At 65.6% G+C, this 15,406-nt stretch carries 13 protein-coding genes; 3 read left to right on the top strand and 10 right to left on the bottom strand.

Annotated features, from left to right (window positions below; translation table 11 throughout):
- The 3 genes from narJ to ACKAE7_RS02780 are packed head-to-tail and all read right to left on the bottom strand — an operon-like array spanning position 1 to position 6,025.
- Complete coding sequence (gene narJ, locus ACKAE7_RS02790; protein ID WP_408978452.1) at positions 1–621, bottom strand: nitrate reductase molybdenum cofactor assembly chaperone; 621 nt, start codon at positions 619–621, stop codon at positions 1–3.
- Entirely contained in the window at positions 618–2,312 is a 1,695-nt protein-coding gene (gene narH / locus ACKAE7_RS02785; RefSeq protein WP_408978451.1) for a nitrate reductase subunit beta, read from the bottom strand. The genes narJ and narH overlap by 4 nt, the downstream gene beginning before the upstream one ends.
- On the bottom strand, positions 2,312–6,025 hold the full coding sequence (locus ACKAE7_RS02780; protein ID WP_408978450.1) for a nitrate reductase subunit alpha: 3,714 nt from the start codon (positions 6,023–6,025) through the stop codon (positions 2,312–2,314). The genes narH and ACKAE7_RS02780 overlap by 1 nt, the downstream gene beginning before the upstream one ends.
- A 194-nt stretch (positions 6,026–6,219) precedes the next feature.
- On the opposite strand from ACKAE7_RS02780, the gene ACKAE7_RS02775 reads away from it, so the two are divergent.
- Entirely contained in the window at positions 6,220–6,861 is a 642-nt protein-coding gene (locus ACKAE7_RS02775; protein WP_408978485.1) for a DNA alkylation repair protein, read from the top strand.
- A 259-nt stretch (positions 6,862–7,120) separates the two neighbouring features.
- Here ACKAE7_RS02775 and ACKAE7_RS02770 read toward each other — a convergent pair whose 3' ends face one another.
- Both ACKAE7_RS02770 and ACKAE7_RS02765 read right to left on the bottom strand, forming a co-directional pair.
- Positions 7,121–8,419, bottom strand: a complete 1,299-nt coding sequence (locus ACKAE7_RS02770; RefSeq protein WP_191035746.1) for an Nramp family divalent metal transporter — start codon at positions 8,417–8,419, stop codon at positions 7,121–7,123.
- Positions 8,420–8,539: 120 nt separating this feature from the next.
- On the bottom strand, positions 8,540–9,475 hold the full coding sequence (locus ACKAE7_RS02765; RefSeq protein WP_066279417.1) for a dihydrodipicolinate synthase family protein: 936 nt from the start codon (positions 9,473–9,475) through the stop codon (positions 8,540–8,542).
- Positions 9,476–9,651: 176 nt separating this feature from the next.
- On the opposite strand from ACKAE7_RS02765, the gene ACKAE7_RS02760 reads away from it, so the two are divergent.
- On the top strand, positions 9,652–10,677 hold the full coding sequence (locus tag ACKAE7_RS02760; RefSeq protein ID WP_191035747.1) for a LacI family DNA-binding transcriptional regulator: 1,026 nt from the start codon (positions 9,652–9,654) through the stop codon (positions 10,675–10,677).
- Between the two features lie 19 nt (positions 10,678–10,696).
- Here ACKAE7_RS02760 and ACKAE7_RS02755 read toward each other — a convergent pair whose 3' ends face one another.
- The 3 genes from ACKAE7_RS02755 to ACKAE7_RS02745 all read right to left on the bottom strand — a co-directional run bounded on the left by ACKAE7_RS02755 (position 10,697) and on the right by ACKAE7_RS02745 (position 12,281).
- Positions 10,697–10,885 carry a hypothetical protein gene (locus ACKAE7_RS02755; RefSeq protein ID WP_408978449.1) on the bottom strand — a complete coding sequence of 63 codons (189 nt, stop codon included), beginning with the start codon at positions 10,883–10,885 and terminating at the stop codon, positions 10,697–10,699.
- A 73-nt stretch (positions 10,886–10,958) separates the two neighbouring features.
- A complete protein-coding gene (locus ACKAE7_RS02750; protein ID WP_188812390.1) occupies positions 10,959–11,378 on the bottom strand; it encodes a YkvA family protein in 420 nt (139 codons plus the stop codon).
- Between the two features lie 69 nt (positions 11,379–11,447).
- A complete protein-coding gene (locus ACKAE7_RS02745; protein WP_190612755.1) occupies positions 11,448–12,281 on the bottom strand; it encodes a response regulator transcription factor in 834 nt (277 codons plus the stop codon).
- 333 nt (positions 12,282–12,614) lie between these two features.
- On the opposite strand from ACKAE7_RS02745, the gene ACKAE7_RS02740 reads away from it, so the two are divergent.
- Entirely contained in the window at positions 12,615–13,706 is a 1,092-nt protein-coding gene (locus ACKAE7_RS02740) for a hypothetical protein (RefSeq protein ID WP_408978448.1), read from the top strand.
- Between the two features lie 112 nt (positions 13,707–13,818).
- Here the strand turns inward: ACKAE7_RS02740 and ACKAE7_RS02735 are convergent, their stop codons facing one another.
- Complete coding sequence (locus ACKAE7_RS02735; RefSeq protein ID WP_172801463.1) at positions 13,819–13,983, bottom strand: hypothetical protein; 165 nt, start codon at positions 13,981–13,983, stop codon at positions 13,819–13,821.
- Positions 13,984–13,988: 5 nt separating this feature from the next.
- On the bottom strand, positions 13,989–15,038 hold the full coding sequence (locus tag ACKAE7_RS02730) for a glycosyltransferase (protein ID WP_191035750.1): 1,050 nt from the start codon (positions 15,036–15,038) through the stop codon (positions 13,989–13,991).
- Positions 15,039–15,406: the final 368 nt, after the last annotated feature.

Here is a 15,406-nt window from a genome sequence, read left to right as displayed (position 1 = left end):
TCAGGCCCCCTTCACTGGCAGCAGGCGCGGATCGTAGGGGTCAAGGCCCACTGCCTCAGTGGGCGGCCCGTAGCCTGCCATCCGCATCACGGCCTGTTCGTCCGCCGGCGATTTCCCGGGCAGTGTGGCGCAAATTGTCTCCAGGATCCTGGCGTGCGGCAGCTTGTCTTTGAGCAGCCCAAACTTGAGCATCTCCAGGCTGGGCCGGTACCGGATCAGCAGTTCACGCCCCGCCGAAAAGTCCACCAGGGCCGTGTACTCGAGCACCATGGGCAGGTAGTCCGGCAGTTCCCCCTGGGTGTCCACCAGGATGTCGCTTTGCCGGTATGCCTTCTTGAAGCTGCTCAGCACCTCGCCGCGGCGCCGGGTGTCCCCATCCGTCCAGTAGCTCAGGTGCAGCGCGTGGCGCCGGCTGAGATCGAACTCCCGCACGTAGTGCGCCTGGGCCTCCATCAGCGGCGTGGACTCGAGCGCGTCCAGCACTTCCTGGAAGGGCTCGACGGCGCCGGGGAACTCCGCGAGCGCGGCGCGCATCAGCGGCACTTTGCCCAGGAGGTCCTGGTCCGGGTAGGACAGGCACCACGCACCGGCCATGTACACCACCTGGTCCCGGCGGCTCACGGCTGGTCCTCCGCCGCGGCCAGGGTCCCCGGCTCGGGTCTCTTGTCCGGGAAGAGCCCCGGCGGCGCCCCGCGTCCGTCCCAGTTCAGCAGGTTCACCCTGCCCTTCAGGCTCGTCCCGGCCGATACCTCGTCGCTGGTCTGCCGGTCCCGCAGGGCGTTGAACGTGTCCACGGCAACCGGCACCGGCCTGCCGCTCGCCTCACCGAAGGGCGAGGAATCCTGCATGCCCGGGCCGCCGTCGAAATCCAGCGAGCAGCCCATCTCCTCCAGGTCATGCGCCTGCTCCACATGCGCCTTGGGGATCACGTACCGCTCGTCGTACTTGGCGATGGCCATCAGCCGGTACATCTCGTACATGGTCTGCCCGTCCATGCCCACGGCCTCGGCGATGGACTCGTCCGGATCGTTGCCCAGGCTGATCCCGCGCATGAACGCCCGCATGGCCGCGAGCTTCTTCAGCACCGCGGTGACCCGGTCCGCGTCCCCCGCGGTGAACAGCTCGGCGAGGTATTCCACCGGGATGCGCAGCGCATCAATGGCGCCGAACAGGTTGCCGTGGTCCTCGCCGTCGTGCCCCTGGTCCCGCAGCAGGTCCACCACCGGGGACAGCGGCGGCACGTACCAGACCATCGGCATGGTCCGGTACTCCGGGTGCAGCGGCAGCGCCACCTTGTAGACCTTCGCCAGGGCGTACACCGGCGAGCGCCGGGCGGCATCGATCCAGTCCTCCGGAATGTCCTGCGCGCGTGCCTCGGCCTGGACGGCGGGATCGTTCGGGTCCAGCAGCACGTCCATCTGGGCGTCGTAGAGTTCCTTCGGGTCGGTGACGGACGCCGCCGCGGTGACCGCATCGGCGTCGTACAAAAACAGCCCCAGGTACCGCAGCCGGCCCACGCAGGTCTCCGAGCACACCGTGGGAATCCCCACCTCCACCCTGGGGTAGCAGAACGTGCACTTCTCGGCCTTGCCGGTCTTGTGGTTGAAGTAGATCTTTTTGTACGGGCAGCCGGTGACGCACTGCCGCCAGCCGCGGCACTTGTCCTGGTCAACCAGCACAATCCCGTCCTCCACCCGCTTATAGATGGCGCCGGAGGGGCAGGAGGCCATGCAGGACGGGTTCAGGCAGTGCTCGCAGATCCGCGGCAGGTAGAACATAAACGTCTGCTCGTAGGCGAACTTGATCTTGTCCTCAGACTCCCGCCGGACCTTTTCCACCAGCGGGTCCAGGTGGCCGTGCTCCGCGGAGCCACCCAGGTTGTCATCCCAGTTGGCTGACCAGGTGACCTTGGTGTCCTCCCCGGTGATCAGGGATTTCGGCCGGGCCACCGGAAAGTCGTCGCCCAGGGGTGCGTCCACCAGGGTTTTGTAGTCGTAGGTCCAGGGCTCGTAGTAGTCCTTGAGCTCAGGCTGGACCGGGCTGGCGAACAGCCCGAACATCTTCTTCACCCGCCCGCCGGCCTTCAGCACCAGCTTGCCCCGTTTGTTCAGGCTCCAGCCGCCGCGCCATTTGTCCTGGTCCTCGTACCGGCGCGGGTACCCCTGCCCGGGACGCGTCTCCACGTTGTTGAACCAGACGTACTCGGTACCCGCCCGGTTGGTCCACGCCTGCTTGCAGGTGACCGAACACGTGTGGCAGCCGATGCACTTGTCCAGGTTCATCACCATGCCCATTTGCGCCATGACTCGCATCAGTACTGCACCTCCTGTGAGCGGCGGCGGACCGTGGCCACCATGTCGCGCTGGTTTCCGGTGGGGCCGAGGTAGTTGAACGCGTACGCCAGCTGGGCGTAGCCGCCGATCAGGTGCGAGGGTTTCACCAGCAGCCTGGTCACTGAGTTGTGGATGCCGCCGCGCCGTCCGGTGGCCTCTGACTTGGGGACGTCGATGGTGCGCTCCTGGGCGTGGTGGACGTAGACCACGCCAGCGGGCATCCGGTGGCTGACGATGGCCCGGGCCACCAGGACGCCGTTGATGTTCAGGCACTCCACCCAGTCGTTGTCCTTGACCTGGATGGAATCGGCGTCCGCCGGACTCATCCAGACGGTGGGCCCGCCCCGGGAGAGTGAGAGCATCAGCAGGTTGTCCTGGTATTCGGAGTGGATGGACCACTTGGAGTGCGGCGTCAGGTACCTGACCACCACCTCCAGCTGCCCGTTACGGCCGAGTTTGGGTTCGCCGAACAGCCTGTGCATGTCCAGCGGCGGCCGGTAGATGGGAAGTGCCTCGCCGATGTCCGTGATCCAGTCGTGGTCCAGGAAAAAGTGCATGCGCCCGGTGAGGGTGTGGAAGGGCTTGAGCCGCTCGATGTTGATGGTGAACGGGGCGTAGCGGCGGCCGCCCGTTTCCGAGCCCGACCATTCCGGCGAGGTGATCACCGGGACGGGGGCGGCCTGGGTCTGGGCGAAGGTGATGAACTTTTCCTCGGACCCCTCGGACAGGTCCGCCAATTTCCGCCCGGTCCGGACTTCCAGGTCCTTGAAGCCCTGCACGGACAGCACACCGTTGGTGGTACCGGAGAACGCCAGGATGGCCTCCGCCATCTTCGCGTCCGTGTCCATGGCCGGGCGGCCGTCCGCGGCGCCGCCGAGCATCACGCCGTTCGAGTGGCTGAGCCGCTTCAGCGGCTCCTCCAGTTTGTACGTGACGTTCTTAACGGTGAAGCCCAGCCTGTCCGCAAGGGGACCGACGGCGGCCAGCTTGTCCGCGATGGTGGTGTAGTCCCGCTCCACCACGGAAAAGACGGGCATGTTCTGCCCCGGGACGGCGGGGATGTCCGGCTCCCGCCAGTCCCTCACGATCCCGCCGGGCTGGGCCAGCTGGCCCGGGGTGTCGTGCTGCAGCGGCACGCTCACCAGGTCGCGGCGGACTCCCAGGTGGGTCTTGGCCAGCCGGGAGAACTCCCGGGCCAGCAGGTGGAAGGTGTCAAAGTCGGTCTTGGTTTCCCAGGGCGGGTCGATCGCCGGCGTGAACGCGTGGACGAACGGGTGCATGTCCGTGGAGGACAGATCGTGTTTCTCGTACCAGGTGGCGGCGGGGAACACGACGTCGGACAGCAGGGTGGTGGAGGTCATCCGGAAGTCGGCGGAGACCAGCAGGTCCAGTTTCCCTTCCGGCGCCTGCTCGTGCCATTTCACGTGCGTGGGTTTGAGCCCCTCGGCATGGTCCTCGCCTAAGACGTTGTTGTGGGTGCCCAGCAGGTTCCGCAGGAAGTACTCGTTGCCCTTCGCGGAGGAACCAAAGAGGTTGGAACGCCACAGGACCAGGGTGCGCGGCCAGTTCTCCGGGGCGTCCACGTCCTCGATGGCCGGGTTCAGGGTCCGGTTCTTGAGTGCGTCCGCGATGTAGGTGGGGGTATCTTTTGCGGTTCCGGCGGCGACGGCGGCCTCTGCCTCGTCGGCGAGGTCCAGGGGGTTGCGGTCGAACTGCGGGTAGAACGGCATCCATCCAAGCCGGGCGGACTGGGCGATGGCGTCCGCGGTGTGCAGGCCGTCCAGGGCGCCGGTGGACAGCGGGGACTTCAGCGCATCGGCTGAGTATCCATCCTGGCGCCACTGGTCCGTGTGCATGTACCAGTACCCGGTGCCGATCATGGTGCGCGGCGGCCGGGACCAGTCCAGGGCATTGGCCAGCGACACCCAGCCGGTGATGGGACGGGTCTTTTCCTGCCCCACGTAGTGGGCCCAGCCGCCGCCGTTCCGTCCCATGCAGCCGGTCAGCATCACCAGCGCCAGGATGGCCCGGTACGTGGTGTCGCCGTGGAACCACTGGCAGATGCCCGCGCCCATGATGATCATGGAGCGGCCCTTGGACTGCTCGGCGTTCCGGGCAAACTCGCGGGCCACACGGATGCAGGCCTGGGCGGGAACGGACGTGATCTCCTCCTGCCAGGCCGGCGTGTAGGGGGTGGCGGCGTCGTCGTACCCCGCGGCCCAGTCCCCCGGCAGCCCTTCGCGGCCCACACCGTACTGGGCCAGCATGAGGTCGAACACCGTGGTGACCAGCTGGCCCTCCACCTCCATCACGGGCACCCCGCGCCGGAGCACGCTGCCGGTGCCGTCCGCCTGCTCGAAGCACGGAAGCAGGATCTCGGCGCTCTCACCCGAGACCTCCCGCAGCGAAAGCGCCGGTTCAATCCCCTCAAGGTCCAGGTTCCACTTGCCCTCGCCGCTGCCGGAGTAGCGGAATCCCATGGAACCGTTCGGGACGGCGGCACGGCCCGTCTTTTTGTCGAACAGGACGGTGCGGAAGGCAGCGTCCTCAGCCCCGGACTCCCCCGGGATGTCCCCGGCGGTGAGGAATTTCGACGGCGTGAGGGCGCCGTCGTCGCGCTTTTCCAGCCGGACCAGGAACGGCAGGTCCGTGTACTGCTTCACGTAGTCCGTGAAGAAGGGGACCTGCCGGTCCACGAAGAATTCCTTGAGCGTCACATGGCCCATGGCCATGGCCAGCGCGGCGTCGGTTCCGGCCTGGGCAGGGAGCCACTCATCCGCAAACTTGGTGTTGTCCGCATAATCAGGGCTGACGGTGACCACTTTGGTGCCGCGGTAGCGCACCTCTGCCATCCAGTGCGCGTCCGGGGTGCGGGTCACGGGAACGTTGGAGCCCCACATCATCAGGTACCGCGCGTCCCACCAGTCGCCGGATTCGGGCACGTCCGTCTGGTCCCCGAACACCTGCGGGCTGGCCACCGGAAGGTCCGCGTACCAGTCGTAGAAGGAGGTCATCACACCGCCGATGAGCTGGATGAACCGGGTGCCCACCGCGTGCGAAACCATGGACATCGCCGGGATGGGCGAGAAGCCGGCGCAGCGGTCCGGGCCGTAGGTCTTGATGGTGTTCACGTGCGCGGCGGCGGCAATTTCGATGGCCTCCTGCCAGGAGACCCGGACCAGGCCGCCCTTGCCGCGGGCCTGCTGGTAGCGGCGCCGCTTGTCCGGGTCCGCGGCGATCTCCGCGAAGGCGAGGACCGGATCCCCCAGCCGCGCCTTGGCCTCGCGGTACATCTCCACAAGGACGCCGCGGGCGTAGGGGAAGCGGACCCGGGTGGGCGAGTAGGTGTACCAGGAAAAGGCCGCCCCGCGTGGGCAGCCTCGTGGTTCGTATTCAGGACTGTCCGGCCCCACCGAAGGGTAGTCCGTCTGCTGCGATTCCCAGGTGATGATGCCGTCCTTGACGTACACCTTCCAGGAGCAGGAGCCGGTGCAGTTCACCCCGTGGGTGGAGCGGACCACCTTGTCGTGGCTCCACCGGTCCCGGTAGAAGATGTCCCCCTTGCGGCCGCCCTCCCGAAAGACTGCCCTGCCGTCGTCGGTCTGGTCCCATTTTGTGAAGAACCTGCCTACCTTCAGCATTGCGTCCGATGCTGCTCCGTCTACCCCCGGGACAAAACGCTCCTCAGCCATGCTGCCACGGTAGGCAGGGTGCGGACGGGCGAGTAGGGTCTTTCGACTGGTTGCGCTTTGGGCGGGGCGGGACTATGTTTCGGGGCTGCCGGGCTGCCGTAGGCTGAAAGCCGCAGGCGACGGACAGGAGACAAACGGTGGTTGAGACACCAGTGGCGGGAACAAAAGTGGCCGGAGCAACAGTGGCGGAGCTGATGGCTGAGCTGGCGGAGCTCGAGGACCCGAGGGCACGCGAGGTGAACGAGCGGCACGGCGATGATCACGGCGTGAACCTCAGCAAGCTCCGCGCCATCGCCAAACGGCTGAAGACCCAGCAGGACCTTGCCCGGGAGCTGTGGGCCACCGGTGATACAGCGGCCAGGCTGCTGGCGCTCCTGGTCTGCCGGCCCAAGGCCTTTGGGCGGGATGAGCTGGACGCCATGCTGCGCGAGTCGCGCGCGGCCAAGGTGCAGGACTGGCTGGTGAACTACGTGGTGAAGAAGAACCCGCACGCCGAGGAACTGCGCGTCGCATGGCTGGCCGACCCGGATCCGGTGGTGGCGGGTGCCGGCTGGGCCCTAACCAGCGAGCGCGTGGCCAAGTCTCCCGAGGGCCTGGACCTTGGCGGACTGCTGGACGTCATCGAGGCGGAGATGAAGGAGGCCCCGGACCGGCTGCAGTGGGCCATGAACACCTGCCTCGCCCACATTGGGATCCACCACGCGGGGCATCGGGCCCGGGCACTGGAGATCGGCGAGCGGCTGCAGGTTCTCAAGGACTATCCCACGCCCCCGGGCTGCACGTCCCCGTTTGCACCCGCGTGGATCAACGAGATGGTCCGCCGCTCGGGGCGCTAGCCAACAATGGCGAAGCCCCCGCGCGAGTCTGGCTCCAGCGCGGGGGCTCCTTGGTGCTTCCGTGTTGGGGAATAACGTGGAAACAGATAGAAACTTACAGCCGCCTACAGGCCCGAAAGTCCATTTCGCAGGGTTGCCGCAAATCTTGATTAAACATTGAGCCTGCTTCCACGCAGTACCCTCCCGCCGTGCGTTCACACGAAGCAGCGCCCCCGCCGGAGGACAGCGGGGGCACTGCGTATGGATGATCCGGACCGTCCTAGCCGATGAGGAGCGTGATGAGCCGGATGGATGAGGCCACGATGGCGATCAGGCCGATGGCGCCGAAGAGGTTCTGCCACCAGCGGTTGCGGAGCTCCCCCATGAGGGATGACCTGTTGGCCATGACGAGGATCAGCACGCCGAGCAGTGGGGCGATAAGCACGGTGAGTGACTGGGCGATGACGATCAGTCCCACCGGGGAGGACTGGAACGAGAGGGTGATGATCAGCCCAAAGGCGAGGATCATGCCCGTGACGATGCGTGCTGCCGGCGAACCGGCGTTGGCACCACGGCCCATGGCATCCGAGAGCATGGTGCCTCCCGCCGTGGCGTTGGCGATCATTGAGGAGAAGGCGGCACCGGAGAGGCCCAGAGCAAACAGCATGGATCCCACAGGCCCGGCCAGGGGTGCGAAAACGGAGGCCAGGGCGTTGATGGTTCCGGCCTCGGCGCCGGTCTTGCCCAGCACGGACGCGGCCACCAGGATGACCAGCGTTGTCATGATGCCGGGGGCGATAATCCCGGGGATGGTGTCTGCGAGCGTGATGTCCCGGTAGTCTGCGCGGGTGCGGCGATGCGCCTTGATGCCGTAGGAGGTGTAGAAGGCCGCGTTGATGGAGAAGTTGGTGCCCACGAGGGCGACGATGAGGATCTCGCTTCCGGGCGGAAGCGACGGGGCCATCCCTGCCATGGTCCGGTACCAGTCGGGCTGGGCCACAATGGTGCTCGCGATGAAGGCGATGCCCATGAGGACCACGATGACCAGCAGGACCTTTTCCACGATGCCGTAGACGTTGCGGAAGGCCAGGACAAATCCGACGGCAGCCGTGCAGACCACCGTCCAGACCACCGGGGAGCCGCCAAACACGAGGGACAGGCCGAGTCCGGAGCCAACTGCGTTGCCCACCGAGAACATCAGTGTGATGCCGAAGACGCCAAAACCTGCGAGGATGCCTACCGGCTTGCCGAGATGTTCCTTGATGGAGGTGATCAGGGACGTCGGTGTGACGATTCCGAGCCGGACGCTCATGTCCGTGAAGAAGATCATGAGGATGGTGGAGACCGCGATGACCCAGACCAGGCTGTAGTCGAAACGGCTGCCGGCCTGGACGGCGGTGGTCAGGTTTCCGGGGCCGAACTGCCAGGCGCCCACCACGAACGCCGGGCCCATCAGAGCCAGGTAGCCAAGGAAGGTACGGCGCTTTCCCGTTCCGGCGGGTGCGGGGTGTACGTGCGGGGCGGTCATCTGCTGCTCCATCTGTCCGGGATGGATGATGGTCCTATTGTGCTCGCGCATCTGCGAGTCCTCCTTCTACAGCTGCAGTGCTGTGGGTCGTCGTTGACCGGGTGGAGAGTAAAAGCGGGAACCGGGTGGCGGGCGGTGGGCCCGCCACCCCGTAAGGATCCGGAAGAAGGATCAGACAGTGGCCGTGACGCTGCCTAGGTTTGCGGACTTCAGGGCAAGGGCGATTTCTGCGCCGGCGCCTTCAGCGAGCGGAAGCAGCGGGGGCCGGACCGTGGCGTGCTCCAGGATGCCGCGGGCAACGAGGCCCTCCTTGAGCGCCACCGTGCCCTCCATGTGTGAACCGCGGTGGTACACGTTCTTGGTGACGGGCAGCAGGCGGTCATGGATGGCCCGGGCTGCCGGGTAGTCCTTGGCCTTGCCTGCCGCGATCAGCTCCACCAGCGGCTCGGGTGCGAGTCCGCCATAGCCCACCAGGGCGCCATCGACGTCGAACATGGTGTGCAGCAGGTACTCGTCATGGCAGGTGAGGATCTGCAGGTCCGGGTAGGTTGCGCGGAGCACGGGAATCTCCGTGTCCCAGCGCTTCATGTTGCGGACGCCGTTCTTGGTGGCAAACACGCCTTCCTGGCCGGCGATCTCCAGCTGGGTTTCAAGGTCGTAGGTGGCCTTGGTGGCGTCCGGGTACTGGAAAAGGATCAGCGGCAGGCCGGACGTCTCATAGATTTCCTTGTACCGGGTCTGGGGCGCGCCCTTCTGGTACCCGAATCGGAGCCAGCCGTGCGAGGGGTAGACCAGGCCGGCGGACGCGCCCGCCTCCACGGCCCGCTTGGCCTCGAGGGCTGCGACGGTGTTTCCTTCGCCGGTGATGCCGGCGATGATCGGGATCTCGCCGTTCACGGCGTTCTTGAATTCGCGGATCACCAGGGCCTGCTCGTCCTGGGTGAGGAAGGTGCCTTCACCGGCGTGGCCCAGGACCACCAGGCCCTTGACGCCTTCGACGCTTGCCAGCCAGCCTCCCAGCCGGTGGATGGCGTCGACGTCGACGCTGCCGTCGCGGTTGAACGGGGTGACGGGGGCGGGGACCAGCCCGCGGAGATCGATGGTCATTTCTCTACCTCTGTCTTCATTGATGGTCGGCAGTCCCGCCAGTGCTTTCTCGTGGTGAGAACGTTTGCGGGAACGTTTTCATTGTGGCGCGTGTCGCAGCTCACTGTCAAGAGAACGTTTGCAGAAAGTGGGAATAGAGTGTCTGTACACGCTTGCTGCAGAAGAGGAGAACCGTCATGGAACCCGTGGCATCCGGCTCGATCGTCACGCTCAAGGATGTTGCCGCAGCCAGCGGCGTCAGCATTTCCACGGCCAGCCGCGCGCTGGACGAGCGGACAGCTTCGCGGTCTGCAGCGGCGGCTCACGTCAGGAAGGTCGCCGGAGAGCTCGGCTACCGCCGGAACTCCTTCGCCTCCGGCCTCCGCCGGGGCGAAACCCGGACGCTGGGCGTCCTTGTACCCCGCCTGAGCGACACTGTCATGGCGCTCATGTTCGAAGAACTAGAGCGGGCAGCGTCCTCGCGCGGTTACTTCGCCATGGTGGCCACCAGCGGAGATGACCCGAACGACGAACGCCGGGCGGCAGAGACGCTGCTGGACCGGAACGTGGACGGGCTGATCCTGGCAACGGCACGGCTCGACGACGAACTTCCGCGCCGGCTGCGTGAGCGCAAGGTAGCGCACGCGCTGGTGCTCCGCACCGACGGAGTCAGCCCCTCGGCCCTCGGAGACGATGAGGTGGGAGGCTACCTTGCGGTCCGGCACCTCATCGACTTGGGACACAGCGACATTGCCGTGGTCACCGGGCCGACATTCACGTCAACAGGAATCGCCCGCCTGGCCGGGGCGCGCAGGGCCCTGCGCGAAGCGCGGCTCACGGCCCGCGAGGAGTGGATCATCACCGGGGGCTACGGCATCGAAAACGGGTTCAGCGCCGGCGAGGCACTTCTGGGACGGGAGAGCCGTCCCACAGCCGTCTTTGCGGCAAACGACAACATTGCCATGGGGATCATGGCCGCGGCCCACAGGCACGAACTGAAGATTGGGGAGGACCTGGCGCTGGTGGGGTACAACGACACGCCCCTGGCGGCCAGGCTGCCCACTCCCCTGACGTCCGTCCACGTGCCTTTGGACCAGATCGCGAGGACGGCGATCGACCTCATCGTTGAGCCGGGTGCGGAACCGCAGGTCCGGAAGTCAATGCCTTCGCTCATCCCCCGTGAATCAAGCGGCGCACCGCTTGTCCATGGCAGCGGTAAATGAGAGCCGCGGGCGTCAATCCCTAATCGGTCTCCGGCGCCTCCGTGGCGTCCGGATCCTCTTCGGGTTCAAAGGTGTTGGGCTCGGCATCCGCACCGATCCCTACGCCCTCCTTCTGGCCGGGAACACCGCCGTCGTCCTTTCCCTGCGCAGTGGCCGTACCCTCCTGCCGATCATCCTCAGGCAGTGAATCTGGTGAGTTAACAGTCATCGCTCCTCCTTCATTGGCCGGTCCTTCACGCTAACAGCCCCCGGCAGAAAAGGCGCGGATACAGCCAAAGAATTTACGGCCGACGGCGGACCGGCGCCGCCGCGCGGAGGATGATCTCCAGTCCCGCAGGGCTTCCGGGCCAGTGCCGCTCAAGCGCCCCGGGACCCGCCCGCTTGAGCACCGAACGCAGCACCAGCGCCACGATCACGGCGTCATCCGCGTAGCCGATCACCGGAACAAAGTCCGGAACCAGGTCGATGGGCAGGAGCAGGTAGGCGAGCAGCAGCACCAGCCGCACCCGCACACCGGCGGCCAGCGTCCGGTCCGCGGCCAGCCTCCGGACCAGCCGGAGCAGGTCCGGGAGCAGGCGCAGCGCGTCCTTCATGGTGACGGTTTCGGGGTGGCGCCGGGCATAGATCCACAGGAGCACGAGGAGCACGGCGTACGCCAGCAGCAGGCCGGCCACAATTCCGGCGACGGTTTCCCAGGTCATTTCCGCCCCCTCCGAAGGGCCGGCGGTGACGCCGGCTACTGACTGAGGGTACGCCAAGGAACTCTGCTGCTACGGCGTCATCCGGTAGCCCACGCCGCGGACGGTCTCCACCCAGCGGGGATTCTGCGAGCTGTCACCCAGGCGCTTGCGCAGGTTGCCCAGGTGGACCTCGACGGCGCGTTCTTCCCCTGCGGTGACAAAGGATCCGGTGTTGTACGGCTCGTTGCGGAGCCGCCGCACCAGGTCCGCCTTGGTCTGGACGGTCCGCCCGTTCTCCATCAGGACCAGGAGGATGTCGAACTGGGTGCGCGTCAGGTCCACGGGCTCCCCGTTAATCGACGCCTGGCGGGACGCCTCATGGAGGGTCAGGCCCCGGTGGGCGAAATCGCAGCAGCCCGGCGCCGGAGGCGAACCCGCTTCACCCTCAGGGCCCTCGTGCGGCCCGTGAGGATCACCGTGCGGGGCTTGCCCCGGTGAGAGCCGTTCGCCCCTTCGCGGCGGAAGCGCCCGCTCCGCCGGGGCCTCACGCAGGGTCCGCGGCCGCCGAAGCATGGCCGCAATCCGCGCACGCAGTTCGCGGGGGCGGAAGGGTTTGGTGAGATAGTCGTCCGCGCCGGCCTCGAACCCCATCAGGGTGTCGGCTTCGTCCACCCTGCCACTGACGATGATGAGGTAGGCGTCGCTGAACGTCCGGATCCGCCGGGACGCCTCAATGCCGTCGAAGTCCGGAAGGCCAACATCCATGGTGACGATGTCCGGGTTGTGCTCACGGACGGCATCCACGCCTGCAACGCCCGAGGCTGTTGAATGGACGGCGAACCCCGACTGCTGCAGCACTTCCGTCAGCGTTGTCCTGATGTCGTCGTCGTCTTCCACCACCACGGCAACACCGCGCTCCACCATGCACTCCCCCAAGCTTCACTTCATTGTGCGCCCAGGTTTTCCTCAAGCACATTCAAGGAACATTCGGAGAAACGGGCAATATGGATTGCTTTTATTATTCCGCACCGTGGGACCGGTACGAGCCTAGCCCAAGGAATTGCAAGTGAGCTTATTTGCTTCGTCTAAATTGAGCAGTTCTTGAGCTTTGGCAAATATTGCGCATTTACTGAGATTTGCCTCACTAAAAATTAAGTCCGTTGAGCTATTGCCTTCTGCAGAGTTCCTGGCTGAAGATCAACCTGTGCTCCTCAGGGGCGCAATTGCTCGCTGGGAGCAACCGAAAAGGGGCGTTTCATGGCTGACTTTCGCTTTTTTGTCTCACATCCCAAGCGCCGGACCACACCGCTGGCAATGCTGGCAGCGGCCGCCGTCGCAATGCTTGCCTGCGTGCCGCCCGCCCAGGCAGCGGACACCACGCCGATGGATCCCAATCCGGGGCCCTCAGGCAACTTCGCCTGGAAGGGATTCAACTGGGAGAAAAGGTTCTGGGGCGGCGCCCCGCAGTACAACAAGGCCTTCGCAGCCGCGAACGTCAGCAACCCGGACGCCAATGGCCACATCACCATGAACCTGACCAATCCCACCGGCGATGCCCCTGTGGGAGCCGAGTTCCAGTCCACCCGGAAAGGGTTCGGCTACGGGACCTACAGCACCACCGTGGAAAAGAACCTGGAAACTCTGCAGAAAGAGGTGGTGTGGGGCTGCCTGTTCACCTACGACCCCCTGGCCGAACCGGGCTACAACGAAATCGATCTCTGCGAGGCCTCCGCGTGGGGCGGCGGCGCCGCGTACGGGCAATCCTGGCCGGTGAGCCAGGGGCACGGCTACTGGTTTGATGCCACCAAGCCTCCCGGCGAGGGCAACAACACCACGGTCTTCGACGTCACGCCGGACCCCATCACCACCCACCGGATGGTGTGGGAGCCGGGGAAGATCACGTTCGAATCCTTTGCCGGCGAGGGATTCGCCGGGAGCCTGCTGAAGCGCACCGTCCTGGAAGGGGCCACTGTCCCGGTGCCGGCCCAGGAGCAGATCCACTTCAACCTCTGGGTCACCGGGGGCGGCGGCGGGGATCCTGCCCATGTGAAATCCGAAAGCGTGGTGATCAGGGATTTCTCCTTCACCGCGGCTTCCGGCCCAGCACCGGCGCAACCTGCCTCCGCCATCAAGCTGGCTGCCGCCACCACCAAGGCGAAGTCCGTCAGCACCACCACCCTGACGTGGACAGGGGCCACGGGCACCAACGTGACCCTGTGGATCAACGGGACGCAGAAGTCCGTGGCCAATACGGGCTCCTACGTCAACAAAATCAAGGGTGGAAAAACCACGTCCTACAAAGTCTGTGATGCCGCCGGCTGCTCCAACGTGGTCAGCGTGGTGACCTGACCCGCCTGGACTATCTGGAAAACCTGCAACCGTGCCCGGCATGGGAACGCAGGGCGCCCGTGCGGACGCCCTGCGTTTTCCCTTGGGCTGAGCCCCGGGAACAGCGTGGAGTTTAGGCCTTGGTGCCGCGGACGGGGATGATCCTCTTGATGGCCAGGCCCAGCGCCAGGAGCGCAAAGGCTGCGAGGGCGAACCAGAACACGTCACCCGCGCCGGTCATGGCGAGGGTTCCGGAACCGGCTCCGGCTGCTGCGGGAACTGCTGGATTGTTATACATGGTTCTTACCAGGCTTTCTTTCTGTTAAAGGCTGCGTCTGTGTACGCCTTCGCGTGAACCAGCTGCAGGAAAAGGTCGATCACCAGCTCGTACATGGTGGCGGCCGCGAGCATGTATCTCCATCCCCGGAGCCGCACCGTCACCACCCGTTCGATCACGAAGACACCGGTCACGGCAAGCCAGAACGGCTGGATGTGCAGCCCTGCCCCCGTGCCCAGTGCAACCGCCACCGTGCTGAGGTAGCCAAGCGTCACCAGGACACCTGCCACCGAAAGAACCTGCCTCCCCCAATAGGGCCTGGTGACCCGTGTCCAGCCGTACTGGACGCAGTTCTCCACGGCGCCGCGCTTCCACCGCAGGCGCTGGGCCCAGAGTTCCCGCCAGGTGGGCATGACCTCTGTGACCAGGGTGCAATCGGCGGGGGATTTGATCCGGTACTTCAGCGTCAGGAGGGCGAAGGACAGTTCGTTGTCCTCGGTCAGGACCGAGGTGTCGTAGACGCCGCCCCTGCCGTTGCCGGGAGGGAGCGTGCCGTCCAGCCTGGCCGCGGACACGTCGCGGAGCGTCCGGACCCGGAACAGGGCGGCGGTGCCGGTGACTACAAGGCATTTGCCGTGCAGCCGCCGCACGTCCCTGGCGTACCGGGCGTATTCGTTCCTCTGCAGGTGGCCAACGAATCCGCCGCCCTCACCGCCCCGGAATACACCGCCCACGGCACCAAGCCGTGAATCAGCCTGAAGGTGCCCCACCGAGCGTTCAATGAAGTCCCGTGACAGCTGCGAATCGGCATCCTGCACCAGGACCATGTCCTCGGGCGCAGCCTCCGGCAGCAGGCCAGCGAGCACGAAGTTGAGGGCGCCGGCCTTCTTGTCAGTGTTGCCCACCGTTGACACCACCTCGGCGCCCGCCGCCAGGGAAATAGCTTCGGTTTTGTCCGTGCAATTATCTGCGACCACAATTATCCGGTCCGGGATAATGGTCTGGTTTTGCAGTGACAAGAGGGTTTCGCCGATTCCCGCAGCCTCGTTGTGGGCCGGGATGATGACCGTGATCACAGGGTTTCCCCTGCCAAAAGCTCAAGCATGAATGATGCCTGTAATTGCGACGCCGCGCACATTTTTCCCCGCTGAAACCATTTGAAGTTCTATTGGCTTTGAGTGTTTCAACGCCAACTCAAATCGCTTGCACAGAAGTGGCAACAAAACTGCAAGCTTCAATCAAGATGACCGCACGCACCTCAACCTCAGGATGCGGTAGCGCTGAGGTTGAGGGCAGGCAGTGGCGCCCCTGCTTCCAGCAAGCGCCCCGCCCGGGGGTTCACAAGAAGAAGCAGAAGCGCACAAGAAACGCACAAAAACTCTTGACTGCTCACAGCGAGCGCTGTTACAACTTGTGTAACGCCCTTGCTGAAACGATACAAACC

This window comes from Pseudarthrobacter sp. NKDBFgelt, assembly GCF_046097905.1.
Taxonomy (GTDB): domain Bacteria; phylum Actinomycetota; class Actinomycetes; order Actinomycetales; family Micrococcaceae; genus Arthrobacter; species Arthrobacter polychromogenes.
The sequence above is the reverse complement of the archived record's forward strand: the minus strand, read 5'-3'. Positions and strand labels throughout refer to the sequence as shown.

Coding starts and splice junctions, on each gene's coding strand:
- ACKAE7_RS02740 (WP_408978448.1), top strand. CDS start 12,615: ATGGCTGACTTTCGCTTTTTTGTCTCACATCCCAAGCGCCGGACCACA.
- ACKAE7_RS02760 (WP_191035747.1), top strand. CDS start 9,652: ATGGAACCCGTGGCATCCGGCTCGATCGTCACGCTCAAGGATGTTGCC.
- narH (WP_408978451.1), bottom strand. CDS start 2,312: ATGCGAGTCATGGCGCAAATGGGCATGGTGATGAACCTGGACAAGTGC.
- ACKAE7_RS02735 (WP_172801463.1), bottom strand. CDS start 13,983: ATGTATAACAATCCAGCAGTTCCCGCAGCAGCCGGAGCCGGTTCCGGA.
- ACKAE7_RS02770 (WP_191035746.1), bottom strand. CDS start 8,419: ATGCGCGAGCACAATAGGACCATCATCCATCCCGGACAGATGGAGCAG.
- ACKAE7_RS02750 (WP_188812390.1), bottom strand. CDS start 11,378: ATGACCTGGGAAACCGTCGCCGGAATTGTGGCCGGCCTGCTGCTGGCG.
- ACKAE7_RS02755 (WP_408978449.1), bottom strand. CDS start 10,885: ATGACTGTTAACTCACCAGATTCACTGCCTGAGGATGATCGGCAGGAG.
- ACKAE7_RS02780 (WP_408978450.1), bottom strand. CDS start 6,025: ATGGCTGAGGAGCGTTTTGTCCCGGGGGTAGACGGAGCAGCATCGGAC.
- ACKAE7_RS02775 (WP_408978485.1), top strand. CDS start 6,220: ATGGCTGAGCTGGCGGAGCTCGAGGACCCGAGGGCACGCGAGGTGAAC.
- ACKAE7_RS02765 (WP_066279417.1), bottom strand. CDS start 9,475: ATGACCATCGATCTCCGCGGGCTGGTCCCCGCCCCCGTCACCCCGTTC.
- ACKAE7_RS02745 (WP_190612755.1), bottom strand. CDS start 12,281: ATGGTGGAGCGCGGTGTTGCCGTGGTGGTGGAAGACGACGACGACATC.